23 protein-coding genes are annotated in these 25,858 nt (G+C 59.3%); 15 read left to right on the forward strand and 8 right to left on the reverse strand.

Features of this window, described 5'->3' with window-relative positions:
* Positions 1-37: 37 nt before the first annotated feature.
* From NCR40_RS26395 to NCR40_RS26430, 8 genes are all read left to right on the forward strand, one after another.
* Entirely contained in the window at positions 38-1,114 is a 1,077-nt protein-coding gene (locus tag NCR40_RS26395) for an SGNH hydrolase domain-containing protein (protein WP_250511169.1), read from the forward strand.
* Between the two features lie 172 nt (positions 1,115-1,286).
* The gene (locus NCR40_RS26400; protein ID WP_250511170.1) at positions 1,287-2,417 is read left to right on the forward strand and encodes an acyltransferase family protein; all 1,131 of its coding nucleotides are present in this window, start codon (positions 1,287-1,289) and stop codon (positions 2,415-2,417) included.
* A 150-nt stretch (positions 2,418-2,567) separates the two neighbouring features.
* Entirely contained in the window at positions 2,568-3,560 is a 993-nt protein-coding gene (locus NCR40_RS26405; RefSeq protein ID WP_250511171.1) for an ABC transporter substrate-binding protein, read from the forward strand.
* A 35-nt stretch (positions 3,561-3,595) separates the two neighbouring features.
* A complete protein-coding gene (locus NCR40_RS26410) occupies positions 3,596-4,585 on the forward strand; it encodes a quinone oxidoreductase family protein (RefSeq protein ID WP_250511172.1) in 990 nt (329 codons plus the stop codon).
* A 94-nt stretch (positions 4,586-4,679) separates the two neighbouring features.
* Positions 4,680-5,987, forward strand: a complete 1,308-nt coding sequence (locus NCR40_RS26415; protein WP_250511173.1) for an MFS transporter — start codon at positions 4,680-4,682, stop codon at positions 5,985-5,987.
* Positions 5,984-6,661 carry a response regulator transcription factor gene (locus NCR40_RS26420; RefSeq protein WP_244830328.1) on the forward strand — a complete coding sequence of 226 codons (678 nt, stop codon included), beginning with the start codon at positions 5,984-5,986 and terminating at the stop codon, positions 6,659-6,661. Before NCR40_RS26415 ends, NCR40_RS26420 begins: the two co-directional genes overlap by 4 nt.
* The gene (locus tag NCR40_RS26425) at positions 6,642-8,045 is read left to right on the forward strand and encodes a sensor histidine kinase (RefSeq protein ID WP_250511174.1); all 1,404 of its coding nucleotides are present in this window, start codon (positions 6,642-6,644) and stop codon (positions 8,043-8,045) included. The genes NCR40_RS26420 and NCR40_RS26425 overlap by 20 nt, the downstream gene beginning before the upstream one ends.
* Before the next feature lie 130 nt (positions 8,046-8,175).
* Positions 8,176-9,018 carry a PA4780 family RIO1-like protein kinase gene (locus NCR40_RS26430; protein WP_244830330.1) on the forward strand — a complete coding sequence of 281 codons (843 nt, stop codon included), beginning with the start codon at positions 8,176-8,178 and terminating at the stop codon, positions 9,016-9,018.
* A 25-nt stretch (positions 9,019-9,043) separates the two neighbouring features.
* Here the strand turns inward: NCR40_RS26430 and NCR40_RS26435 are convergent, their stop codons facing one another.
* The 3 genes from NCR40_RS26435 to NCR40_RS26445 all read right to left on the reverse strand — a co-directional run bounded on the left by NCR40_RS26435 (position 9,044) and on the right by NCR40_RS26445 (position 12,412).
* Positions 9,044-9,886, reverse strand: coding sequence for a polysaccharide deacetylase family protein (locus NCR40_RS26435; protein ID WP_250511175.1), 843 nt, complete (start codon positions 9,884-9,886; stop codon positions 9,044-9,046).
* Positions 9,883-10,965, reverse strand: a complete 1,083-nt coding sequence (locus NCR40_RS26440; RefSeq protein ID WP_250468210.1) for a glycosyltransferase family 4 protein — start codon at positions 10,963-10,965, stop codon at positions 9,883-9,885. Before NCR40_RS26440 ends, NCR40_RS26435 begins: the two co-directional genes overlap by 4 nt.
* 718 nt (positions 10,966-11,683) lie before the next feature.
* Positions 11,684-12,412 carry a GlcG/HbpS family heme-binding protein gene (locus NCR40_RS26445; RefSeq protein ID WP_250511176.1) on the reverse strand — a complete coding sequence of 243 codons (729 nt, stop codon included), beginning with the start codon at positions 12,410-12,412 and terminating at the stop codon, positions 11,684-11,686.
* Between the two features lie 447 nt (positions 12,413-12,859).
* On the opposite strand from NCR40_RS26445, the gene NCR40_RS26450 reads away from it, so the two are divergent.
* The 3 genes from NCR40_RS26450 to NCR40_RS26460 are packed head-to-tail and all read left to right on the forward strand — an operon-like array spanning position 12,860 to position 15,811.
* Complete coding sequence (locus NCR40_RS26450; RefSeq protein ID WP_250511177.1) at positions 12,860-14,539, forward strand: pyrroloquinoline quinone-dependent dehydrogenase; 1,680 nt, start codon at positions 12,860-12,862, stop codon at positions 14,537-14,539.
* A 55-nt stretch (positions 14,540-14,594) separates the two neighbouring features.
* Positions 14,595-15,152 (forward strand): c-type cytochrome, encoded by a 558-nt coding sequence (locus NCR40_RS26455; protein ID WP_250511255.1) that lies wholly within the window; start codon positions 14,595-14,597, stop codon positions 15,150-15,152.
* Positions 15,149-15,811 (forward strand): ankyrin repeat domain-containing protein, encoded by a 663-nt coding sequence (locus NCR40_RS26460; RefSeq protein ID WP_502801032.1) that lies wholly within the window; start codon positions 15,149-15,151, stop codon positions 15,809-15,811. The genes NCR40_RS26455 and NCR40_RS26460 overlap by 4 nt, the downstream gene beginning before the upstream one ends.
* 1,166 nt (positions 15,812-16,977) lie before the next feature.
* On the opposite strand, the gene NCR40_RS26465 is transcribed toward NCR40_RS26460, so the two are convergent.
* The 4 genes from NCR40_RS26465 to NCR40_RS26480 all read right to left on the reverse strand — a co-directional run bounded on the left by NCR40_RS26465 (position 16,978) and on the right by NCR40_RS26480 (position 18,899).
* Positions 16,978-17,238 carry a hypothetical protein gene (locus tag NCR40_RS26465; RefSeq protein ID WP_250468213.1) on the reverse strand — a complete coding sequence of 87 codons (261 nt, stop codon included), beginning with the start codon at positions 17,236-17,238 and terminating at the stop codon, positions 16,978-16,980.
* A gap of 37 nt (positions 17,239-17,275) precedes the next feature.
* Positions 17,276-17,536 (reverse strand): hypothetical protein, encoded by a 261-nt coding sequence (locus tag NCR40_RS26470; RefSeq protein ID WP_250468214.1) that lies wholly within the window; start codon positions 17,534-17,536, stop codon positions 17,276-17,278.
* Between the two features lie 37 nt (positions 17,537-17,573).
* Positions 17,574-17,834: a hypothetical protein gene (locus NCR40_RS26475; protein ID WP_244832436.1), complete on the reverse strand. Its 261-nt coding sequence runs from the start codon at positions 17,832-17,834 to the stop codon at positions 17,574-17,576.
* Positions 17,835-18,449: 615 nt separating this feature from the next.
* Positions 18,450-18,899 (reverse strand): winged helix-turn-helix transcriptional regulator, encoded by a 450-nt coding sequence (locus tag NCR40_RS26480; RefSeq protein ID WP_250494688.1) that lies wholly within the window; start codon positions 18,897-18,899, stop codon positions 18,450-18,452.
* Between the two features lie 138 nt (positions 18,900-19,037).
* Here NCR40_RS26480 and NCR40_RS26485 point away from each other — a divergent pair, with 138 nt between their 5' ends.
* From NCR40_RS26485 to NCR40_RS26500, 4 genes are all read left to right on the forward strand, one after another.
* Complete coding sequence (locus tag NCR40_RS26485; protein WP_250511178.1) at positions 19,038-20,273, forward strand: MFS transporter; 1,236 nt, start codon at positions 19,038-19,040, stop codon at positions 20,271-20,273.
* A 198-nt stretch (positions 20,274-20,471) separates the two neighbouring features.
* The gene (locus NCR40_RS26490; RefSeq protein WP_502801033.1) at positions 20,472-22,349 is read left to right on the forward strand and encodes a serine hydrolase domain-containing protein; all 1,878 of its coding nucleotides are present in this window, start codon (positions 20,472-20,474) and stop codon (positions 22,347-22,349) included.
* Positions 22,350-22,750: 401 nt separating this feature from the next.
* Positions 22,751-23,491: a DUF4118 domain-containing protein gene (locus tag NCR40_RS26495; RefSeq protein ID WP_250511179.1), complete on the forward strand. Its 741-nt coding sequence runs from the start codon at positions 22,751-22,753 to the stop codon at positions 23,489-23,491.
* Complete coding sequence (locus tag NCR40_RS26500; RefSeq protein WP_250511180.1) at positions 23,488-24,414, forward strand: alpha/beta hydrolase; 927 nt, start codon at positions 23,488-23,490, stop codon at positions 24,412-24,414. The genes NCR40_RS26495 and NCR40_RS26500 overlap by 4 nt, the downstream gene beginning before the upstream one ends.
* A 30-nt stretch (positions 24,415-24,444) precedes the next feature.
* Here the strand turns inward: NCR40_RS26500 and NCR40_RS26505 are convergent, their stop codons facing one another.
* Positions 24,445-25,569, reverse strand: a complete 1,125-nt coding sequence (locus NCR40_RS26505) for a VIT1/CCC1 transporter family protein (RefSeq protein ID WP_250511181.1) — start codon at positions 25,567-25,569, stop codon at positions 24,445-24,447.
* Positions 25,570-25,858: the final 289 nt, after the last annotated feature.

The raw sequence follows: 25,858 nt of genomic DNA on the forward strand, positions 1-25,858 counted from the left end.
TTCGTATTCGCTCTACCTTTGGCACTGGCCGGTCGCGGTGTTGCTGGTCTACTCCGATCGTCTGCACGATCCCATGAGTATCGCGGGCGGTATCGTTGCGGCCGTGCTGCTTGGCGAGGCGTCTTATCAACTCATCGAACGGCCGACGCGCGCATATCTCGCTCGCGCGACGAAGCCCGCACGCTTGCTGTATCTGGGCACGGCGATGGTAGGCGTGACCCTCGTCGCCATTGGCGCGCGATATCAGCATGTCCCCAACCGCGTGCCGGAGTTGTGGGACATGGCCGCGAACGAGCAACTCGATTTCAGCCCGATGCGCGACAAATGCCTCGCGTCGTCCGGAGGCAAATCGCCGGCTTGTAGGTTCGGCAGTGGTCCACTTCGGGCGGTCGTGCTCGGCGACAGCCACGCCGATGCAATGGTGAGCGCCGTCCAGAAAGCACTGCCCAACGGTTCGATCATGGAGCTGAGTTACTCGGGCTGTCCGACGATCTACGGTGAGCATGCGGTCCCGGGTTCGCGCGATGCCGACGAGCAATGCGCCAACTTCAACGCTTGGGCCTTGCGCAAGCTGGCATCGATCGACTCGGCCATCCCCGTGTTGATCGTCAATCGCACGTCGGACTATGCGTTGGGTCCGATCGATGGCAGCGCACTCAGTCACCATCCGCTGGTCTATTTCTCGCGCCCGTACGATTCGCCGACGCCCGCGTTCCTCGCGGAGTATGCGCAGCATCTCGTGGCATCGGCTTGTCTGATCGCGAAGTCGCATCCGGTCTATCTCGTGCAGCCGGTGCCGGAGATGCCATTCGAGGTGCCGCAAGCCGTGTCGCGTCAGTTGATGTTCAAGCGGGGCACCAACGACCTGTCCATTCCGCTCGACGACTACGACAGGCGTAACCATGTCGTGCGGATGGCGCAGGAAGCGGCGGCGGCGCAATGCGGCATCAAACTTCTCGATCCCAAGCCGCGCCTTTGCGATCACGGGCGATGCTGGGCGAGTCAACAACTGAGACCGCTGTACTACGACGCGGATCACCTGAGCGAATTCGGCAACAAGCGCCTGGTTCCGATGTTCCGTGAAGCCTTTGCGCAATCCATTGCTATGCGTTAGAAGAGACGAGCTAAGCCTCGACCGCAGATAATTACAAATACATTCGGTAAATTAGAAAATCGTAAGATTATGTTCTGCACGAGTATCGGGACACCGTACTCCACCGCACTTTTCAAAATTTTCACGATTGGTAAATTCGCGCAAACCTAACAAAAAAGGCAGCGGGGGATTAATGGCAGAGACCAACAATAGATATGAGGCGCTGGACGGCCTCAGGGGCGTGGCCGCGCTCGCGGTCATGATTTCCCACCTCAGTCAGGAAATGCTTTTCAGGAACGCTTATGAAGCGGTCGATTTATTTTTCGTGCTGAGCGGTTTTGTCATCGCGCATTCTTACGGCGCGCGGTTGCAGAACGGCATGACCAACGCGGAATATATAAAGAGGCGCATTATCCGGCTTTATCCGATGCTCATATTTTCGCTGCTGATCGGGCTACCCGTTTTCATCGAGGCGGGGCGCGAGGGGCTCACGAACTTCTCGTCGGGGAACATCATTTCTTCGACGCTCTATAACTCGTTTCTCGCGCCGTATATCGGCGAGCTGGGCGGTCCCATTTTCCCCAGTAATCCGCCCGCGTGGTCGCTCTTCTTCGAAATGGTGGCCAGCCTTTCGTTCGTGTTGATCGTCAGGCTGCAAATGCGCTCGATATTCAAGATGATCCTTCTGAGCGCGGCGGCGTTCCTGACGACGAGCGCGCTGACGACCATCGACCTGCATGGCCACGGTCTGTTCGATTTCGAGCAGGGCTGGTCCGGCAGCCGGTTCGACGGCGGATTTTTCCGCGTGGCCTTCGGTTTCCTGGTGGGTGTATTTTTCTACAACAAGAAAGATTCGATCACGAGAATCGCGACCGCGATCGTACCTCGCGCGTTCGCCAATATTTACTTTCTATTCACGCTCGTACTCGTTCTGTTTTTCTTTCCCATGTCGCTGCACGGGATTTACCCGATGTTCATTATCTTCGGCGTCGCGCCGTGGCTGGTGGCGTTCGGATCGACTGTACGTTGCACATCGGCGGTGGATATCAATATCGCGCGTTTTCTTGGCTGGATTTCCTACCCGATTTATCTGATCCACTATCCGATCGGGCAGGCGGTCTTTATGTACTTCGGAAAAGCGAACCAGTATGCGGTAGCGCCCATGCTGGCAACTTGCGCGATTACCATCGTGTGCGCGGTGCTCCTGACGAAGTTCGTGGAAGAGCCGATTCGCGCGTTTCTCGCCAAACGGTTTATTCGCTCTTCCAAAACTCAGGAGAGCGTAACCGAGCTCGGCATGCGAACGGATCAGCATCCGGTTTGAGGCCGCGCGCGAACGCATACCGTTCGCGCGTCGGGAAACTACGTAGAAAAGAGATGCTTCGCGGAAAGCATTCAGAAGGGCGCGGTTTCTTATACTCCTCGACATCACGACGCCTGCGACGACAGGCGCCCAGATAACAAGGAGACTTCGATGCCGCGTCGTGCAGGACCGCTTGGCCGCGCACTCATTTTCCTGATCGCGTCATGCGTGGCTCAGGTGAGCCTCGCGCAGCCGATCCGGCTCATGACCGGCGGCGCGGCCAAGCTCATCTATCTGCCTGTCGTGCTCGCGGATCGGCTTGGCTACTTCCGCAGGGAAGGGCTCGACGTGCGCGTGCTGTCCGTGCCGGCCGGCATCGATACTTCCACCGAACTGGTCGCGGGCGCAATCGAAGGCGCGGTGGGCTTCTACGATCACACCATCGGTCTTCAAAGCCGCGGCATGGACGTGCAGTCGGTCATCGTTCTCGGGCAGTCGGCCGGACTCATCGAGCTTGGCACGAACGGCATGCGCAACATGGCCGATGCCAAAGGCCGGCGCCTCGGCGTCACGGGCTTCGGTTCATCGACTTACTTTCTCACGCGCTACCTCGCCACGCGCGCCGGCCTCGCGCCCGACGCCTACACCATCGTTCCGCTGGCCAATGAAGCCGCCTTCGACAAAGCGCTTTCGAGCGGCGATGTCGATGCCGTCATGACCGAGGAGCCCACCGCCACGCGCCTCTTGTCGCGCGGCGCGGCAAAGCCGCTCGTCGACTTACGCAGTGTCGCCGATACGCAAAGCCAGCTGGGCGGCCCATACGTCGGTGCCTGTCTTTACATGCGGCGCGACTGGATCGACGCGCATCCGGATGAAACCGGCCGGCTCGCGCACGCGTTGCTCGACGCGCTGCGCTTCATCGGCACACACAGCGAAGCCGATATCGAGGCCGCCATGCCGGCATCGCTCAAGGGCAACGACCCGGCAATCTACCGCCAAGCCTTGTCCGTGATGAAGCCGGCGTTCTCCTCGACAGGCCGGATGCCCGCCGGTGCGCCATCGACCGTGCTCGCGACCCTTGCGGACATCGATACCGAGGTATCGGCGCGTCACGTCGATCTCACGCGAACCTGGACCGACCGTTTCGTCGCCGACGCGCACTGACGCGCCGCGACCTTAATTTCAATGGAGACATGCCGATGCGAGCCATTCAAATTCACGAGTACGGCGGACCCGAAGTGCTGCGGCGCGTCGATATCGAGATTCCGAAGCCGCGTGCGGGAGAAGTGCTGGTGCGCGTCGTCGCGGCCGGCATCAACTTCATGGACGTTCACACGCGACAAGGCAAGTATCGCGATTCGCGGACCTATCCCGTGAGCATTCCATGCACGCTCGGCATGGAAGGCGCGGGCGAAGTGGTTGCCGTGGGCGCGGGCGTGACCTCGTGCGGCAAGGGCGACCGAGTCGCGTGGTGCATCTCGTGGGGCGCCTACGCCGACTATGCGATCGTGCCCGCTGCGCGGCTCGCACGCATTCCGGACGCGATTGCTTATGACGTCGCGGCCGCGTCGATCTTCCAGGGTTCGACCGCGCACTATCTGCTCGACGACGTGGCAAGGCTCGAAGCGGGAATGACTTGCCTCGTGCATGCGGCGTCGGGCGGCATCGGCCAGTTGCTCGTGCAGTTGGCAAAACGGCGCGGCGTGGAAGTATTCGCGACGACGAGTACCCCGGACAAGGCGGCCATCGCAAAGGCGCGCGGCGCCGATCACGTGCTGCTCTACGAGAACGGCGGCTTCGCGGATCGCACCCGCGAGTTGACCAACGGCCGTGGCGTCGACGTCGTGTTCGACGCGGTCGGCAAGAGTACCCTGCGCGACAGCTTCCGGGCAGCGCGTGTGCGCGGACTCATCGTGAACTACGGCTCCGTCACCGGTCCCATGCGCGACCTCGATCCGTACGAACTCGGCGAGGCCGGTTCGCTCTTTCTCACGCGCCCGCGCCTGGCCGACCATCTCGCCGATGCGACCACCGTGCAGCGACGTGCCGACGACATCTTCGCCGCCATCGTCGAAGGCGCGTTGCGCGTGGAGATCAACGGGCGCTACACGATGGATAACGTCGAGGCGGCGCATGCCGCGCTCGAAGAACGTCGTCAGTCCGGTAAGGCGGTCATGGAAATCGGTTGACCGCTTCACTCACAGGCATCGCATGACTTTTTTCTTCCGGCGCTCGCCGTGCCGCGCCGGTGACGCAACTCGTCCTTTTGCAGAAGGGGACCTCATGGCATCCGTTATTCAAGGCCGTACCGAATCGCCGTTTCGATCAGTGTTCCGCGTGGTCAGCGGCAACTTTCTCGAGATGTTCGACTTCACCGTCTACGCTTATTATGCGAGCGCGATTGCGCACACGTTCTTTCCCTCGGATAACGAGTTCGTCTCGCTGCTTCTCTCGCTCTCGGTGTTCGGCGCGGGCTTCGTCATGCGTCCGGTCGGCGCGCTCGTGCTCGGCGCGTATGTCGATCGCCACGGGCGTCGTCGCGGCCTGATCCTCTCGCTATGGCTCATGGCCGTGGGCACCGCGTGCGTGGCGTTCGTTCCCGGCTATGCGTCGATTGGCGTGGCGGCACCCATCGTCGTGTTGATCGGGCGGTTGCTGCAGGGCTTTTCGGCCGGTGTCGAACTGGGCGGCGTCTCGGTTTATCTCGCCGAGATCGCGACGCCGGGCAAGCGCGGCTTCTTCTGCTCGTGGCAATCCGGCAGCCAGCAAGTGGCGGTGATCTTCGCGGCTTCGCTCGGCGTGCTGCTGAATCAGTTGCTGCCGGTCGCCGACGTCAACGCATGGGGCTGGCGTATCCCGTTTCTGATCGGCTGCCTGATCGTGCCGTTCCTGTTCATGATTCGCCGCACGCTGCGCGAGACCGACGAGTTCGCCGCGCGGAAGCATCATCCGAGCATGGGCGAGATCATGATGTCGATGGTCGAGAACGCCGGGCTGATTGTGGCGGGCATGGGGCTCGTCATCATGACGACCGCGTCGTTCTATCTGATCACGACCTACACGCCCACTTTCGGCCGATCGGTGCTGCATCTTTCGTCGCTCGATTCGCTTATCGTCACCGTCTGCGTGGGCGTGTCGAACCTCGTGTGGCTGCCCATTTCCGGCGCCGTGTCCGACCGCGTCGGCAGGCGGCCCATCCTGCTCATCTTTACCGCGCTGACCATCCTGACCTCGTATCCGGCGATGCAATGGCTCGTCGCGGCGCCGTCGTTCGAGCGTCTGCTCGCGGTGGAACTGTGGCTCTCGGTGCTCTATGCGTGGTACAACGGGGCGATGGTGGTCGCGCTCACCGAGCTGATGCCGGCGAACGTGCGCACGACCGGTTTTTCGATGGCGTACAGCCTCGCCACGATGGTGGGAGGCTTCACGCCGGCCATATCGACTTCGCTGATCCACTTCACCGGCGACAAGGCGGCGCCCGGCGCATGGATGGCCGTGGCCGCGCTGTGCGGCGCAATCGCGACGCTCGTCCTTTACCGGTCGCGCGAAGCCCGCAATGGATACCGGTGGCAAAGCGTTCCGGAGCAATGAAACTTCTGCTGATCGAAGACAACCGCCAGCTGGCGCACTGGCTGAGCAAGACGCTGACCGACGAGGGCTTCCTCGTCGAGCATGTGCCCGATGGCGAAACCGCCGGCGCGGCGCTCGCCGGCACGCGCTATGACGTCGTGCTGCTCGACCTCAACCTGCCCGGCATGTCGGGCAAGGCGGTCCTGCGGCGCATGCGCGACCAGGCCAACGACACGCCCGTGCTGGTTCTGACGGCCACGGGCGACATCGGCGAAAAGGTGATTTGCCTGGCGGATGGCGCCGACGATTACGTCGTCAAGCCGTTCGACGAACGCGAACTGATCGCGCGTATCAAGGCGCTTGCGCGGCGGCACGCGCCGGTGCGCTCGAACCGCTTGCGCTGCGGCACCTTGCTCTACGACATGGACCGGCGGCAATTCTTCGTCGGCGATGACGCGCTGTCGCTCACGCCGCGCGAACACGCGGTACTCGAAGCGCTCATTCTGCAAACCGGGCGGACGGTCTCGAAGGCCGTGCTCGCCGAAGCCTTGAACGACCGCGACGCGCCACCGAGCGGCGACGCCATCGAGATCTACGTCTCGCGGGTCAGGAAGAAAATCGAAAAGAGCACGGCTGCGATCATTACGTTGCGCGGGCTCGGCTATCTGCTGGAACATGAAGAGCCGCAAGCATAGCCTGCGCGCGCGGCTCCTGATTTGGCTGATCGTTCCGACGACGATCTTCGGGATCGTCGCGGGATGGGCCACGCACTTGAACGCGCGGCGCACGGCCGACCTGCTGCAGGACGCGGCGTTGCTTGCCGCAGCACGCGTGATGGCCGCCGATGTGCGCTGGAACGACAACGATCTGGTGGCTTCGGTATCGCCAAGCACGATTCAGATCGTCGGCACGCCCGAAGGCGATCAAGTGTTCTATCGCATCGAGATCGCGGGCGGCGCGGTGATCGCGGGAACATCCGACTTTCCGCGGACGCGTCTGAGCGCCTCTCCGCAGTGGTACGACGCGCAGGTGGCAGGCTCGCCCATTCGCGCCGTATCGCTTAAGCGCGCCATGTTCGACAATGGCAAGACCATCGAACTGGTCGTTTCCATAGGCCGCACGCTCGTTGCCCGCGACGCGCTGGTTGCATCGCTCTGGACGCCGCAGATTGCTTATATTCTCGGCAGCATCGCGGTTGCCATGATCCTGATCTGCACCGGGCTCGCACTCGAGTTGAGACCACTCGAGAAGCTCGCGAGCGGCTTGGCCGTTCATCCGCTCAAGAGCAAGGAGCGAATCGACGCGACAGGTCTTCCGGTGGAACTGCATCCACTCGTCACGGCGTTCAATGCATCGCTCGATGTCATCGAACGGCAAACGGCGACGCAGCGCCGGTTCATCGCCGATGCCGCGCATCAGATACGCACGCCGCTTACGTTGCTCGGGTCGCAGCTTCAGTACGCGCGCCGCCAGCACGGTCTAGACGAAGTGAGGGAAACGCTCACTGCCATGCATCAAAGCAACCGCGCGATGGTGACGCTGATCAATCAGCTTCTCATGCTCGCCCAAGCCGAAGCCGCCGACTACACCGCTTACGAAGGCGAGGCGGTGGACTTACGCGCGGTCATCACGCTGGCCGTCGAGAAGCTCGCGCTCGTGGCGCGGCGGCGCGATATCGAACTGGCTGTAGCGTTCGAAGGTGCGCTCGTCGTGACGGGAAGCGAGCCGCTCTTGTCGGCCGTGTTTTCCAATCTCATCGATAACGCCATACGCTACTCGCCGCGCGGCACGCGCGTCACGGTCGATGCCAAGGAAACGCACGTGAACGTGACCGTCAGCGTCGTGGATGAAGGGCCGGGCATTCCGGCGACGTTGCGCGAGCGCGTTTTCGAGCCGTTCTTCCGGGCATCGGCAGAAGAAGGCAGCGGACTTGGACTCGCGATTGCCAAGGAGATCGTGCGGGCGCACGGCGGCGTGGTTGCGATCCACGACGCGCCGGGAGGCGTGGGAGCAATGGTGGAGGTGGTTCTGGCGCGCGAACAGGAGCCGAGGCGGCCGTTCGCACGCACCCCCGTATAATTCGGCATGAATCGCACAATCTGCCCTGTGGCTACGCCGCTCTTTTCCATGGCGTCGGTCCGCCAGTCTTCCGCTCGCGGAACGTTACGCATCTCGAACGCTCGCGCCACGAGCCCCATCCGAGGCTCGCATGAAAACGCCTAAACGCCTCATACCGCTTCTCGAAGAAGGACTCATCGACGAGGTCATCAGCCAGCTCATGAGCGGCAAGGAAGCTACCGTCTACGTCGTGCGCTGCCAAGACGCGACGCGTTGCGCCAAGGTCTACAAGGACGCGAAGCAGCGCAGCTTCCGGCAGGCATCGTCGTATCGGGATGGCCGCAAGGTCAAGAACAGCCGGCAAGCGCGCGCGATGGAAAAAGGCACGCGTTACGGCCGCGAAATGCAGGAAGCGTTGTGGCAGAACGCCGAGGTCGATGCGCTCTTTCGCCTGGCCAATGCGGGCGTGCGCGTGCCTCAACCCTTCATCTGCACCGACGGCGTGTTACTGATGGAACTCGTCGTCGATGAATCGGGAAACGTGGCGCCGCGCCTCAACGACGTTCACCTGACCGAAGCGCGCGCGCTGGAACTGCACGCAATGCTGCTCAAGCAAGTCGTGCGCATGCTGTGCGCGGGCGTGATTCACGGCGACTTGTCGGAATACAACATTTTGCTGGCGGCCGAAGGTCCGGTGATCATCGACTTGCCTCAGGCCGTCGATGCGGCGGGCAACAACGAAGCCGCGCCCATGCTCAAGCGCGACGTCGACAACCTCGCGAGTTACTTCGGTCAGTTCGCGCCAAAACTTCTGCGCACCGACTACGGAACGGAGATATGGTCGCTGTTCGAAGCGGGCGGCCTGCATGTCGATGTCGCATTGACCGGTCACGTCGAAGCGCCCACTGGCCCTGTCGATCTCGATAGCGTGTTGCAAGAGATCGAAGACACGCGTCTGGAAGAAGACGCGCGCGTGCGGCGAGAGCTGGACTGAGCGCAGATCGGCTACCGCTTAACGCTTACCGCTTGACGCTGAGGTAAGCGCGGCTCACCAACGGCCGGCTAAGCACCCACATACGCGAACGGAGCCACGATGCCGGGCGATCTCTCACCTCGAGACGTCGGATCGATCCACGCGCTTCGTTCGATGCCTCTTGTCCGCGCGAATTGGTCCCGGGATGACAGGTATAAAAGTGGCTAAAGCCCGCGTCCAGTGCGACTTCGCGATAGTCCTCGTCGTAATAGCCTTGCGGCCAGCATAGATGGTCCGATACCTGGCCCAGCCGCGCGTTCAAGGTCGCGCGCGAAGTCTTCAAATCTTCACTGAGGCGCTGCCGCTTCTCATCGGCCGATGCGGTCTTCTGGTCCCAACGAACATGCGTATGCGTATGGCTATGAAATTCGAACGTGCCGGCATGGCGCATCGCATCGATTTCTGACCAGCGCAGGATCGTGTCGTCGGCGCGTCCTTCTTCGATAGCGCGTTCGCCCGCGTGATGGTCGAGCAGTGCGGGCAATGCATGGGCTGGCGCGTTGGCTGCATTGGGCCGCACGTTGCCATCGCCCGGCCAGCTGCTGACGAGAAAGCACAGTGCGGTAAATCCGTGACGCTGCAGCACCGGATGTGCATGGACCCAGTTATCCAGATAGCCATCGTCGAAGGTAATGACGAACGAGCGCTCCGGCATTTCTTCGCCGCGTAGAAACGCCGCGAGTTGCACGGCGCCGATCGTGCGATACCCCGCGCTCGCGAGATACGCCATTTGCTCCGCAAAATGCTCGGGCTTGACGGTGATCATGCCCGGCGACGGACTGACGTGGTGATACATCAACACGGGAATGGCGCGCGCTTGTTGTTTCATCGGCGAGATTCCCTCTCTTTCAATGCGCGCCGGTAGAAGAGCGCGGTTTCGTATGCCATGTTTGCAATGGTGAAGCCGCGCTCGGTGATACGCATGCCATTGGTGCGCAGACGTTCACGCAAGCCGGGTTCGTCGATCATGCGAGCGATAGCCGCGCGCAATGCCGGCGGATTGCGCGGCGGTACCAGCAGACCATTTACATCGTCTTCGATCAATTCGGGCACGCCGTCCACACTCGTGCCGATGACGGGCAGGCCCGCGGCCATCGCTTCGATGAACGCTTGGCCGAGCGCTTCCTGATGCGTCGGCAGCACGAAGAAATCACTGCCTCGCAAAATGTTGGGGACGTCGGTACGAAAACCGAGCAGATGGATGCGACTCGCAAGACCCAGACGCGTCACGATGCCTTCTATGCGTTCGAAAGCGGGACCGTCCCCGGCCATCACGATATGCAGGTGTGGATGCGTGTCGAATAAAGGCCGTACCGCGTCGATCAGATCTTCGTGTCCCTTCTCGTCGCGCATGATCGCCACCATGCATGCGATGGTGGCATCCGGCCCGAGTTTGAGTTCGTCTCGCAGCGACGAATGCGTGGCGCGCTCGGTCGCGATGCCGTCGTGGATAGTCTCCACGCGCTTCTCGGAGACCCCCGCCGAGATCAGATAGCGGCGCACGAAATGACTGACCGCGATGACGCGATGAGGAATCCACGTATAAGTTGCGAGCGAACTGATAGGCAATGCGAGATGCCGCGTACGCACGACGAGAGGCGTTCCCGCCAATCGGGCGGCCGTGCCGGCAACCAGACTGTCGTGACCGCTGTGCGTGTTGAGCACATCGTAGGCACGGCGTTGCAGCAGCGCCTTGATTCTCATCATGGAGCGCACGTCGCCGCCGCTACGCATGCGCGCGTGGTGCACGGCAAAGCCAAGCTCGGTTGAACGAATGCCGAGACGTGCATCGCTCGGACACAGCAGTTCCACGCTATGGCCGCACTCACGCAGCGCGACCATCTCCTTGAGCGTACGGATTTCCTGACCGCCCCATCCCTTCGAGGACTCGCTATGTAGGATCTTCAACGCACTAATCTCCAAGGCCTTTGCGTCATTAAAAAAACGCTTAGGAAATTTTTGGTAATAATTCGATTGGCTTTCTGCCTTCATGTCTTTAGTAAAGAAAATGAAGGGAAGAAAAGAAAAAACTCTTAGAGGATTTTTCTAGCCGAGGGATAAGACAGGCCGCTTCAAACGAAGCAGGTCTGGATCCTCTGCAGAGAATTCGGCTCGATGTCCATCACGGCAAGCGAAGAGGTCGCTACCATGCGGATGCCTGGCATCGATAGCTAACGGGGATGTCTTACTTGCGGTTGACCAACAGCATGCAAATTTTTTTAGCGGAAATAGCTTAACGTGCTTCTAAAGAGGTTGTTAGTTCTTTTAGGTGACTTTAGGTCGAGATTCGCCGTTGAGACGGTGGCAAACGTATGCGAGCAGGTTTTGGCTAAGAAAGTCGTGGTGCCGAAGCTCAAGGGCTTAGTTCCTTGCAATCTTTCGCTACCTAAGCGTGAGAGTCTCATTCGCTTGCAATGGACAATGCCGCAAAGAGCGATGCGTCGTTAAGCAAAAGCTAAAAAGATGCGTCTATCAGTTAATGACAAACGACTTCAATTGGTTTCGGCTTTGACAGCGGCGCAATCGTTTGCTCATCGACAGGGCGCTTATCGCTTATGCGCTCGGAACACGTCGATGCCGATCAGTCGGACGGGCCGTCCTCTGCCCGTCGCGTCATTGAAGGCGGTCAGTGCGGAATATTCTCGACTCCGCTTGCGCTTAGATCGCTCGGGAAGCAGTGAGGTTGTTCGAATCCCATCGGCGAGGCTCCGGTCGAGTATTTGATATTGTCCGTGTTGTTCGGTCCTTCGCCAGCAGGCACGGAGCCAAGTCCTGCAAGCTTGCGCATGCGATAGGCAATCGCATGGTCGGCGCACGAACTGTCACCGCTCACGCCAAGGCCGCCAATTACTTTTCCACCGGCGTAGAGCGCCACGCCGCCGCCGAAGGTGATCACACCGCCCACGCTATGGTTGATCCCGCTGCCTTGCTCCAGGAAGCGCGCGTCGAAGGGATTGGAATTGTTCAACCCATAAAGCGATCCGCCCGGCTGCGTGGCGGCATAAAGATTTGCGGTGGAAAGCGCAAGCGCATCGTTGCTAAAACCGTTTGCGGTGTACGCCTTGGCTATTGCTATGGCGCGACTGCCAGGCCATGCATCGCCGGTCTTGGTGACCGAACATAGATGACCCTCGCGGTCGACGATGGCGGCCCACATCCGGTTGGGCTTGAAAATTCCGCCGTTCGAGTCGGATAGATTGACGACGGTGTAAAGCTGTCGTTCGACGAGAGAAATCGTTCCTTGTGGAAGCGTGCACCGGCCGGTAGGGACATCGTCGTAATCGTGTGCGTAAATAAATGAGGAACCCGAAATAAGCACACCCACGGCCAAGCACTTCGCGACTTTTTCAAGCATGGCGATTCTCCCGACAAGAGACGTTTAAGGAAGGAACAAGAAGGGGGTTATGAATTTTTATTTTGGTAAACCGTAGTAGGCCGAATGGAATAGAACGAGCGTTTAATCGCTAAGGAATATGGGCTTTCGAACATTCAAGAATGCGCCATTAATTTATGTGTAATGGATTCGTATGTGTGAGCTTGGGCCGTGTCGGGAAGGGTATATAGGCGACGGAAGTGTCGGCTGAAGAATGAATCGCTTGGCACGAGCCGCGCGGCTCGTATCAATACGCTCTGGAAGTGCCTCGTTAAATTGCCTATGCTTTTTCTCGGATTCCGCGCGTTTCGCGACGCGCATCTCGAATCCAGCCCACAGGCGCAGAAGAAAACGAATAAGGAGACCGTCATGGCAGGCTATCCCCGTGCTTTGCTTGGTTCAGTCGCGGCTCTTGTCGGCGCTTTCGGAATGATTACAGCGCCTGCGGCTTACTCCGCCGACGAAATCCAGAACGCCAACACTACGGCCACAGCGCCGGTTCCCACGTCATTGCGGCCGATATCGCAGGCGCAACTCGATGCCGCCGCGAACGACAGCGCCTCATGGCTGCATTCGAACGGATCGTATGCCGAGACGCGTTATGCGCCGGCAGCGCAGATCAATCGTTCAAACGTAGCCAAGCTGAAGCCGGCATTCATCTTCCAGACGGCGGTGATGGAGTCGATGGAAACCGCGCCGATCGTATCCAACGGCGTCATGTTTCTCACGACCTCCTACAACCACATCTATGCAATCGACGCGGTCACCGGCAAGGAGTTCTGGCATTACAAGCACAAGATGGGACCGGTTACGACCTTTTGCTGCGGACCGAATAATCGCGGCGTCGCCATATCCGGCGACCGCCTGTATATGGGCACGCTCGACGCCAAGCTCGTTGCGCTCGATGCAAAGACCGGCAGCGTCGTGTGGACCTCGCAGATCGCGGACCCGGAGGACGGCTATTCGGAAACGATGGCGCCGGTCGTCGTCGATGGCAAGGTGTTGATCGGCACGAACGGCGGCGAGTACGGCATACGTGGTTTCGTCAAGGCATTCGACGCGAACTCAGGTCAATTGCTCTGGACCTTCTACACCATTCCCGACTCCGGCAGCGAAGGCGTGTGGGCCGAGAACGACGCCGTGGGCCGCAATATGAAGCGCGATATCGAGGCGGAGAAAAAGACGCTCGCGGAAAAAGGCCACGACTTCGAGATGACGCTTGGCGGCGGCGTGTGGATGGCGCCTGCGGTCGATCGCGCGACACGTACGGTGTATTTCGTAGTGGGCAATCCCTCGCCGGACCTTCATGGCGCCATTCGTCCTGGCGACAATCTCTACACCGATTCGCTCGTCGCCATCGATCTCGATACCGGCAAGTACAAATGGCATTACCAATACATCGCGCACGACGTGTGGGATCTGGATGCAGTGAGCCCACCAATCCTCATCGACGTAAAGGACAAGAGCGGTCAGATGGTTCCGGCCATCATTCATGGCGGCAAGACCGGATTCGTCTATGTGCATGATCGCCGCGACGGTCACATCATCCGCATTTCCGAAGCGATGATTCCTCAAGAAGGCGTCTGGACCTTGCCGACAGCGTCCGGCGCGCGCATGCTGCCGGGCGCGAACGGTGGCGTCGAATGGTCGCCCATGGCATTTAATCCGAAGACGCGCATGGCGTATGCGGCAAATTTGCATCAACCGATGACGTATCAGGTTGAAGACGCCGCTTATCCCGGCGGAAAACTATGGCTCGGCGGCGCCTTCAAGACCATTCCAGCCGAGCAACAGTGGGGCAAGCTGGTTGCGGTGAATGTCGATACCGGCAAGATCGCATGGGGTTACAAGACGGATCAGCCCTTGATTGGCGGCGTGCTCGCGACTGCGGGAGGACTTGTCTTCAACGGTGAGGGTAATGGCCTCTTTCGCGCGTTCGATGCGAGTACCGGCCGCAAATTGTGGGAGTTTCAATGCGGTGCGGGCGTGAACGCACCGGCCGTGTCGTACATGGTGAACGGCAAGCAATACGTCGCGGTCGCGGCGGGCGGCAACACGCAGCTGGACTTCAAGCGTGGCAATAGCCTTCTCGTGTTTGCGCTGCCTTGAGGTGACGATGCGTCCATCGAAACGCAAGAGAGACGAACGCATTCGTGTAGCGGGAATGGTCGCTTGCCTGTTGTTTTTAATGCCAGCGTTCGCGCGCGCCGATGCGCAGGCCGGCGCCGCGAAAGCCGTCGTATGCGTTGCATGCCACGGGCAGAACGGCAATTCGACGAGCGGCGATTATCCATCGCTCGCGGGTCAGACATCGCGCTATCTGTTCCTTGAGTTACGCGATTTCAAGGCAGGCCGTCGAAGCGATCCACGCATGTCGCCGATGGCCGCCAATCTGTCGTCGGAAGACATGCACGATCTCGCCGATTACTTCGCGGCGCAGACACTCGTGTCGACCGATTTCAAGGCCGACCCGGTCAAGGTGGAGGCGGGCAAAAAGAAGTCCGATGAAGTGCTCTGCACGATGTGCCATCTCGGCGGCATGAAAGGGCAGAACGAAATACCGCGGGTCGCGGGTCAGCAGTATCCGTACATCGTGAAGCAACTGCAGGACTTCCGCGCGAAGAAGCGCACGAACGACGCGGGCAACATGACGAGCGTGACGAAGAACCTGACCGACGCGGACATCGAGAATCTTGCGAACTACGTCGCTAATCTGCAATGACCTTTTCCATACCGATTAGCAAAGCGCTCGTGTTCGCATGCATGACGCTTGCGTTGCTCGACTCCGTTCATGCCGATGACGATGCCTATGCGCTCAACGAACGCTTGCTTAACGCGACTCGCAATGGTGACACGCATGTTGTGGTCGAGCTACTCGATCAAGGCGCGAAAATCGATTCGCGTAACCGTATAGGCGACACGCCGCTCATCAGCGCATGCAAGCGCGGCATGACGCCGATGGCGCGCTTGTTGATCGAGCGCGGCGCTAATGTGAGCCAGGCTGACGTGCAGGGCATTACACCATTGATGGCTGCCGCGTTCGACGGCAACGATGAAATCGTGGCGTTGCTTATTGCGCGACACGCGGATGCGGCGGCGACGGATCGCGTAGGCAAGACAGCGATGGAATATGCGGCTGGACTCGGGCAAACCGCGATCGTGCAGCGTCTATTAGACTCGGGTGTCGACGTGAACGCCGCGTATCACAATCATCTGACGGCGCTCATGTGGGCGGCGGGATACGATCGAGCGCAGACTGCGTCGATACTGCTTGCTCGTGGCGCGAATCGGGATTTGAAGGATGACCGCGGCAAGACTGCGCGGGAAATTGCCGATGAGACGCGCTCGGCTCATGTGGCGAGCTTGCTTAGCGCGCCATGATTGCTTTCGCTCGTGAGCGTGCAGTGCGATTCAATCGTTAGGCGATTGCCGCAGTGCGTCGTTGCGCGGATGCATGTCCAATTTCGTTGCGTCCAAGTCGCCGTGTGAATCGTCTCTTTTGCTCTCAAGCTTGATATGCACCGCTTTGCGAGAAGGCGTCGAGTGCTCTTCCAACACGCGCGGGTCTTGTCTCGAGAGTGGCATTCGCAAGATATTGCTCAATGTGGACCGTATGAATTCTCGGTTATTCGGACGGTTATGCTGGACGGTGTCTGTTCGATCAGTGAAGGAACTGGACCATAGCGTTGTTTGTTTAGTCGGTTGACCATGGCGTCCAGATCAGTTCACCTGCGTTCCTGCCTGCCGAGCGTCCGTTCTCTTGTTCTCGGCACCTTCGTTTCCATAGCAAAAGCCTTTACTACTTCCGGCAAAAAAAAGCCGCCCGCAAAGCGGGGCGGCCAGAATGAACATGTCTTTAACCCGAGGACCATGTTCTTTGAGAGAAACTCAGTTAACGGATGCCCGTCTTGGTTCTTAAGCGTCAATTTAACGATACTTGCCTTTTTTTTGGAACATGATTGGGCATTTGTTGGACAACAACCTTGCTTTTGTGTTGGGCGGCGAAACGGTGTTTCATCTTGACGCTAGAAGGGAGCGCAGGAGTGGTCCACCAGCAGCGTAGCGCGACAGACAAGTGCGTGACCGGTGTCCGCCGATATAGCGCTCGCGGATGAGCGCTTCTGCCAGGCAAACCCTCGCACTCGAGTTGACAACCAAGACAGTCGTCTTTCGGTAATCGCCACTCGAAACGAAGCGAAACCGACGTTTCGGCCACGCTAGGAAAGAGTCAAGGAATTTACGTTTGTTCGGCCGGCTAAGGACGCAACGGCTGTCGCAAGTAACGGACGCCTTTTTTTTTCGCCGTATAGAGCGAATAGCTTCAGTTCGAAGAGACAGTGTAGGACTGTTCGGAGAGTCATCAGCTTCCAACTCAATACCGTGCGACAGCCAACGAAAAAAAGCCCGCTAAAGAGCGGGCCAAAAAAAGCAGTTCACCCAGAGGGCCGCAAGGAGATACGGTCCTCTCGTTGAGGCTCGGACGTTATCGGCAAGAATCAACGAGAGAAGAAGGCACGTGGTCCTTCCCTCTCTGAGCCTGCGAGGCCTCAGACCTTCATGCCGACGAACATGCTGCCGAGCGCATCGACCGACTTGGTGATGCTCTTGACGTCCACGTTCGTGTGTTGCGAGGCATCGACCTGCGTGACCGGTGCGACGTTGATTTGCGGGCTCGCGAAAGACACGCCGCCTGCCTGATAGTTCGAGTTGACGCCGGTGTTCGAGAAGATCGAGAAGCCGCCCGCGATGGAGCCCATTGCAGCGCGATCGAGTTCTTTCTCAGCAGCAAGGTTCTTGATAGTCAGCATGATAAATCCCCTAAGAAATGTGTTTGGATGGTGTGAATTAAAGTGCCAAGCCGCCGAGCAGGCTGCCCACAGCGGTGATCGACTTGTTGACGGTCTTGAGATCGACGTTGGTGGTGGTCGATGCATCGACTTGCGAAACAGGCGCAACGTTCGCTTGCGGCGAAGCGAACGACACGCCGCCTGCTTGAACGTTGCTGTTGAAACCGGCGTTCGAGAAGAGCGAATTACCGCCCGTGATGGCGCTCATTTCAGCGCGGTCGAGTTCCTTGGAAGCAACGAGGTTCTTGATGGTCAGCATGATGAATCTCCTAAACAATGTGATTGGATGGTGTGAATTAGAGCGCCATGCCACCGAGCAGGCTGCCCACGGCGGTAATCGACTTGTTGACGGTCTTGAGATCGACGTTGGTGGTGGTCGATGCATCGACTTGCGTGACAGGCGCGATGTTCGCTTGCGGCGAAGCGAAGGACAGACCGCCTGCTTGAACGTTGCTGTTGATACCGGCATTCGAGAAGAACGAGCTACCGCCCGTGATGGCGCCCATTTCAGCACGGCCGAGTTCTTTGGAAGCGGCGAGGTCTTTGATCGTCAGCATGGTGAATCTCCTAAGTGGTTGGGTTGGTCGAGCGATAACTTGTTGCGCTCGCAGCTACATATGCGAGAGGCATGCCAACCAAGCCACCAAGGCGGTTACTATTTTCTAAGTGAATGAATTTAAACGTTAAAAATGCTAAAAACGGCTTTTAAGGGCAAGCGTCCATACGCATTCGAAATTGGGGGTGTATTAAAGCGGCAGACAGCGTTCTGGAAAGTGAACGTCACAAACAGACACCCTTGGGACTTGTCTCCGACTCACGATTTCTAAGGCGGACGCGGCCGCGCTCTGAAGGTCTTTTATCGAGTGCCGAGAGTACATGGCAAGGAGAGCCCGCACGCAATGGCGTCAATCGAATGATGGTTCGAACTCGCTAAGCCACAATGCACTCGTGTCGGCACCGCAGACGAATCCGTCGACGCGCCGAAGGCAACGAATCAAGCGGAGACCGTGCGATTAAGTTCAGCGACTGAAACATGCGATCGTTAAGTCGGGCGAGTTGACGATCTCAAGGGCGGATGACCTTGAGTAGGCCCAGACCATTCATCGGCGCAGTCTGGTTTACTCAACGTTGAAATCAATTGTTCTGAGTGCCTTTCACACCGAAAAAGATCGTCACACCGTGACTTTCTTAACGTATGTTCCACGCGCCGCGGGTGCGATACCGCTAGCCGTACGCAACGTCAGCTTAGCCACCGGCTTACCGCTCGCGCGATCGATTAGCTGCGAATGCTTTTCGCCGCGTGCAAAAAGGTTGGCTTCACCCCATTGCCGCAACGTGACAATCACAGGGAACAGCGCTTCGCCCTTCGGCGTTAGCGCATATTCCTGATAGGCGGAGCCGTCCGACGCGGGAACCACTTCGAGCACGGCCGCATCGACGAGGAGTCGCAAGCGGTCGGTGAGAATATTGCGTGCGATCCCGAGACTTTCCTGAAACTCGCCGAAGCGACGCACGCCGTCGAACGCGTCGCGCACGATAAGCAGCGCCCATCGCTCGCCTACGATATCGAGTGCCCGTGCGACGGGACACGATGAATCCGCAAGACTTTTGCGCTGCGCCATTTGCATTTCTCCAGTCAAATCCGAACCGATATCCGTCTTAGCGACCCATCTCAACCAGTTGCATTTTAAAACAAGTTTGTCTAGACTGGATCTAGTTGCATTGTGAAACTAGTTAAAGATATAAGGGCAGGGCGATTCATGAATGCCGGAAGCACACCGTGCGACGCGACAGAACAAAACGACAATCCCGCAGAAGATGCGCCTCGCTCACTGCCGTCCGTCCTCGTTTTGCTGCTCGCAGTGTGCTGCGCGGTAAGTGTCGCGAACGTCTACTACGCGCAGCCCCTGCTCGACGCCATTGCCGAAGACTTCCGCATTACGCAGGCAGCCGTTGGTGGCGTCATCACGGCAACGCAAGTTGGCTGCGCGCTGGCTTTGTTGCTGGTCGTACCGCTTGGCGATCTGCTTAACCGCAAGGTCTTGATGTGCATACAGCTCGTCTTTCTCACGGCTGCTCTGGCCATGGTCGGCTTCGCGTATTCGCCGGCGATATTGCTCATCGGCATGGTCGGCGTCGGGATGCTCGGCACCGCGATGACGCAAGGATTGATCGCGTACGCGGCGACACTTGCGCATCAATCGGAACGCGGTCGCGTAGTTGGCGCCGCGCAAAGCGGCGTGGTAGTCGGGTTGCTAATGGCGCGTTGCTTCGCTGGCGTCATCACCGACCTTGCAGGATGGCGCTCGGTGTATCTCATATCGGGTCTATTGGCGGCCGTCATGCTGCTCGTGCTTTGGAACGCAGTGCCGACGCCGCGCATGAGCCCGCTCAAGCTGACCTACGCTCAACTGCTAAGGTCGATGTTCATGCTGCTTGCATCCGAGCGCGTGTTGCGGGTTCGTGGCGTGATCGGCCTTTTCATGTTCGCGGCGTTCAGTATTTTCTGGAGCGCGCTGGTCTTGCCGCTCAGCGCGCCGCCGCACTCGCTGTCGCATACACAGATCGGCGCGTTCGGGCTGGTCGGCGCAATCGGGGCGCTGGCCGCAGCGAGGGCGGGCTATCTGGCCGACCGAGGTCTCGGGCAGTGGACCACTGGCATCGCGCTGATCTGTCTTGTGACTTCGTGGATACCCATAAGCCTCATGTCGCAGAGCATGATCGCGTTGATGGTGGGAATCGCGTTGCTCGACCTCGGCGGCCAGGCAGTGCACGTGGTCAATCAAAGCATGATTTTGAGCGGCCAGACTGCGTCGCACGGGCGTCTCGTGGGCTGCTACATGCTTTTCTATTCGGCGGGGAGCGGTATCGGCGCGGCGGCGTCCACTTACGTGTATGCGCAAGCGGGCTGGATGGGTGTCTGCGTCCTCGGGTTCGCCGTAAGTGTGGCTGCGCTCGTTTTCTGGGCCGTTACGTTGCGTTCGCAAAATCGCTAAGCGACGACTCATGCAAAGCCGCTTCGCGAGAAAGGCGAAGCGGCAAATGACGCTTGTCCAGGCGATGTCGACGGGAGACGAATACACCGCACCGAAGAGCAAAATTTTCGATGCTAAGAAGCCGTTAGGAAGGCTATAATTCGCCGCGCAAGGCAGAAACCGCACTACGTAGGCTCTGGATCAACAAGGAGAACCGCCGTGCTTCCATCTGACCGCAATAACGACAAACCTTCCAGCTCGGGACGCCGGCAGTTCCTCGGTTTCACCGGCGCAGGCATGCTAGCGACACTGCTGCCCGGTTGCGGCGGCGACGACAACCACGCCGCCTCTTACCCGCAGACCATTGCGATGGGCCAGCAGGCTATCCAGCAAGCCATCGGCAATACGGCGCAGCCCGTGGCCGCCATCTCGGTTGCCATGCTCAAGGGCAACGACGTCGTGTGGCAGCAGGCGTTCGGCGCATCGTCGGTGCCGAGCCAGACCCAGGCCACGACAGCGACGCGCTTCAATATCGGATCGGTCAGCAAGCTCTTTGCAGGGCTTGCCGCAACGATCCTCCAGGACCGTGGACTGATTACGCTCGATACCCCCATCGTCCGCTATCTGCCCACGTTCTCGATGCTTTCCCCCGAGTACACGCGAATCACGACACGCCATCTGCTGTCGCATTCGTCGGGTTTTCCCGGTACCAATTCGCGCAATCTATTCACGTTCTCGCCGGTTCCCGGCTATGCGGCCGACACGCAGGCCGAGCTCGCCAACACTCATCTGAAGCATTTGCCGGGCGAGCTTGCGGTGTATTGCAACGACGGCTTCACGATGGTGGAGCAACTCGTCCTGGCAATGACCGGGCAAAGCTTCGCGAGCTTCGTCGAGGCGAACATTCTCGCGCCGCTGAAGATGACCAATTCGAGTTATCTGACGAGTGTGCCGACCGATGGCTCGTTCTCGTATCCCTATGTGAACGGCACGCAATATCAGGAGTTCGTCAACGCTTACGCGACGGGCGGGCTGAGTTCGACGCCCGGCGACATGATGAATCTCGCGCGGATGTTCCTCGGCGGCGGCGCGTTCGAGGGCAAGCAGATCGTGTCCGCGGCGGGCATCGCGCAGATGGGTACGGACCAGACAGCGGGGCTCCTGATCAATCCATCGCCGGAATGGCGTTGGGGTCTCGCATGGGATTCAGTCGTGCAACCGGGGCTAGCCGCTGCCGGCGTTCTCGGATGGGAAAAGGACGGCGGCACGGCCTTCTTCACGAGCGAATTCTTCATCGTGCCGAAGGCGCAACTGGCGTTGATGGTGACCGGCAATACGGGCTACGACGCGCGCAAGCTTGCGGAGAGCATCGTGCTTTCGGCATTGAAAGAGGACGGAACCATCGCCGCGCTGCCGCCCACGGTCGGCGGCACGGCGCCTTCAGCGGCGACGGGTCCGGTTATCGCGGACACGGCCGGCATCTACGGCAACTCGGACTCGCCGGTTCAGGTGATCGCCAACGGCGACGGCAGTGTGCAACTCAACCAGTGGAATGGTGTGACGCGCACGTGGGGGCAGCTTGGCGCGGGCGCCTATCAGTACCGCAGCGACGGATGGTACTGGAGCAATAGCGATACGGCCTCATACCGTTTCGCGGTCGTCACCGGAACCGACGAGGTCGGCACCCCATTCAGCTATCGTTATCTGATGAAACGCGTCGTCCCTGGCGCGGGCTATGCCTTCCTTACGTTACCCATCGGCCAGCAACTTGCCGCGCTCGCACCACTCGACGCCGCGTGGCAGCAACGCCTGGGCACGCAATGGCGCGTGACGAACGACTCGCCGACAGCGGTGCCAATAGTGGTCGACGGCAACGAGCCCGCGTATCTCACCAGCCTGCCCGAATTGCCGGGCTACGTGCTGTATGGCAATAGCGACCTTCGCTATCAACTCTTCGTGCCGCTTGCAGATGACCGCGGTGGCATGTCGGTTAAGGTGCCGGGCAACTTCGGCCGCGATCTCTACGAGATTCGCTTTGCATCGGCGAGCAACGCCACCACGCTGACCTTGGGCAGTTCGATTTACGCGCAGGTGTAACGCCCTCACGACGAAAGCCGTGTCGACGCCTGGCGCGTCGACACGCATCGGCACGTCTAGCAAAACCCTCACGTTCACGTCAAAAGAACCAAACGTCTGGTGCCTTGTCGCCATGCGTATGCGTAATGTAATCGATCACGCGAAACGGCTTGCTAAGGGTCGCCTAAGTATCCAAAGCTTAGTATGGCCGTAATCATCGCGATCTCAGTCAAGGCTCATCGAAGCGAAAGATGGTGGGCGTCGCGGCTGGCATGTGGTGTGGTTTGTCGGACGGAAAAGCGCGCAACGGGTGCGCATGAATGGCGTATTCAGACGCCGAGACGCACCATCCAAAACTCCGTGGAGTACGAGTGTTGAACAACGCAAGGAGCTGGGCGCCCAGAGGCGCCTGGCGCTATGGAGTGGCACTGGTCGCCGCGCTCGCGGCCTTCGGTGCGCGAGAGTTGATGCACCCCGTGCTGGAAGCGCACATGCCTGCACTTTTCTTCACGGTCGCGGCGGTCCTCGTGGGGTTCTTTCTCGGTATTGGTCCAGCCATACTCGTGGTGGCCATTGGCGTGCCTATCGCCGACTATTTTTTCGTACCACCGTATGCCAACTTCGGATACTTCGACAAAGAGGACGTGATTCTTTTCGTTGCTTTCCCAACGGCTACGCTTCTTTTCCTCTGCATGATCGAGTGGCTTAGACGCACTCAACACGAAGCCAGACTTTTTGCTGAAGTCGCGCGGTCCCGACATCAAATGCTTTTACGGTCCGACAAGCGTAGAAGAAGCGCGGAGGCGTCGCATTTGATTTCAGACCGATTGCTTCGTCAGTTCACGGACGAAAGCGCCGATATCCTATACATAGGGAAGGTTGGGTCGTCCTATGAGTACGTCAACGAATCGTTCGAAAAAGAACTTGCGCCGTTGGAAGGAGAATCGGCTTCATCGCGCCTAATGGCGACATTTTCCGAAAGCGACGCGTCTACGTTTGCCTCGGCCTTCGAACAATCGAGCGACGAGGTCACGAGAAGCTGGGTTGTCAGATTGCCTCGCCGTGATGTCATTGGTTCCGATTTGACATGTCGCTTGGAGCGCTTTCCTACTTCGCACGGCGCGTATCTGATTTTGAAAGTTCCGCCCGAGTCTATTGAATGAGCGCTCAAAACCTATTGATGCAGGATATCGTCCACGCCGCAAGCAGCCGAAATCATGCTGTCTTATTGCTTCATGGCTTGAGAAGCACGCCGCAGGAAATGGGTTATGTGGCCCGGGCGCTCGCCAAACAAGGCTTTGCCGTGCATGTCCCCTACCTGCCCGGGTATGGACTTGGAACCGAATGCGGCACGTCCGTCGAGTGGCGCGAGCAGGTCAGGGCGCATTTTCGAAAACTCGCGGGCGCGTATGGCAGCGTGTCGGTAGGCGGTCTTTGCATTGGCGCCACATTGGCGCTTGCGCTCGCCATAGAGGAGCCTGAAATTCTTGCGCTGTCGTTGCTCTCCGTTACGCTCGACTACGACGGCTGGACCATTCCCTGGTATCACTGGATGCTAGGCCTCGCCTATAAAACACCGATCCGGAATTTCTACAGCTTGCGTGAGCGCTCGCCCTTCGGTTTGAAGAACGAGGCGCTAAGGGCAAAAGTGGCAAAGAGCATGCAGCGTCGAGGGGATTCCGAAATCGGCGCCGCCACTTTATCGATGCACCATATCTTCGAAGCCAAAGCCCTGGCGAAATACGTAACCAAAAACATCGCAAAGATCAAAGCAGACTGCCTGCTGATTCATGCAATAGACGACGACATCTCCACCACCGCGAACGCCGATGTCGTGTATCGCGGTATCGGTTCGACACGTCGACGCAAGATTTTCCTCGACGACTGCTATCACATCATCACGATGGACAATGAACGCGATCTGGTTGCTCGCGAAACGCATTATTTTTTTGAAGAGGCGGCCAAGCTGAAGAACGATGGCTTGAATGCAGTCTCTGTCGCGCGAGCGCAAGGAACGCGGCGTCAGGCTACCCACTCGCTCGCGGAATCTGGCGTCTTCGCGAAGTGGTTTCGCCGCGACCTTTGACGTGACGGTAATGTCCAGCTTTTGCTTCCATCACGACACCGCCACTCCCAGCGCGTGCCCGATGCCGAACGTGAACGCGGCAGTAGCCAGTCCCACGACAACCTGGCGCATCGCCGAGAAGCTTGCGCTGCGGCCATTGAAGAGCGACGTGAACATGCCGATAGCCACCAGCGCCAGCACACTGAAGCCGATGCACTGAACAATGGCGGTCGTGCCGGATGTCCACAGAAACGGCATCGTGGGAAAAATAGCGCCGGCGGCGAACAGACAAAACGACACGGCCGCCGCGGACCAAGGGTTGCCACCGAGTTCAGCCGGGTCCAGACCCAGTTCCTCGCGCACGAGCACATCTAGCGCCTTGTCCTTGTCTTGCATGATCTGCGCGGCCACGCGCCTCGCTTCTTCCGCGCTCAGTCCTTTCGCCTTGTAGATGAGCGTCAACTCGTGTTCTTCCGATTCCGGGCTGTGCTCGAGTTCGTTCTCTTCCTTCGATACCTGCGCCTGCGCAAGCTCGCGTGCATTGGTCACCGAAAGCCATTCGCCCAGTGCCATCGAACAGGCGCCGGCAATCAATCCGGCAAGCGCGGTCAGCAGGATGGCCTTGTTGCCCGTGCCAGCGCCCGCCACGCCCATGATCAGGCAGAAGTTCGAGACGAGGCCGTCGTTGGCGCCGAGCACGGCGGCGCGCAAGTCGTTGCCGGATGAAACGCCGCGATGCCACGACTCGCCTTGCGCGATGTCCGCGCCTTGCGACGCCGCGGGCATGCCCGAGTTCGCCATTGCCTGCACGACGCTCGCATGTCGTTGCTCGTCTTCCGACATGCGTGCGGTGTCCGGATTGCCCGCGTACTTGTTGCGGTCGGCAAACTCCGCAGCCGCAATCGACGGAAGCACGAAGCGCGGTCCGAGCAAATGGACGAGCGCTTGCATGAGATAAGTCTTGGCATTGAAACCGGAAGGCGCCATTTTTCCGTTTGCCCTGAGTTTATCGGCCCACACGCGTGCATGCATTCGTTCGGATGCGGCGAGTTCGCTGAAGACTTCGCTCCTAGAGCGGTCTTGTTCCACGCGTGACAGCGTCTCGTAGATCGCGGCGCTGTGAAGTTCATCGGCGAGGTTTGCCCGAAATTTTCTGAGTTCTTGTGCGGAAGCCATGTCGTTTCCCATCGCGCGCACTTCTTGCCTTTCGCATGGAGGCGCGCAAAAAATATTCAAGCGACTCTCATCTCAGATGAGAATAAAAACACTTCTAACTCTGCTCACGGTTTTGCGAGCCCAAATGCACAAACGGGCGACCAGCCTCTGAAGGATGGTCGCCCGAATGGGAAATCGAACTGCATGATCGATGGAACAAAGATGCGGTAAGCCCGTTGCGTCAACGTTGCGTCATGCTTCGACGAGACACGTGCTGCGCTACCGTATCACGAAGTTGGGAGGAGCGATT

Source organism: Caballeronia sp. GACF4 (assembly GCF_023631025.1).
In the GTDB taxonomy this organism is placed as follows: Bacteria; Pseudomonadota; Gammaproteobacteria; order Burkholderiales; family Burkholderiaceae; genus Caballeronia.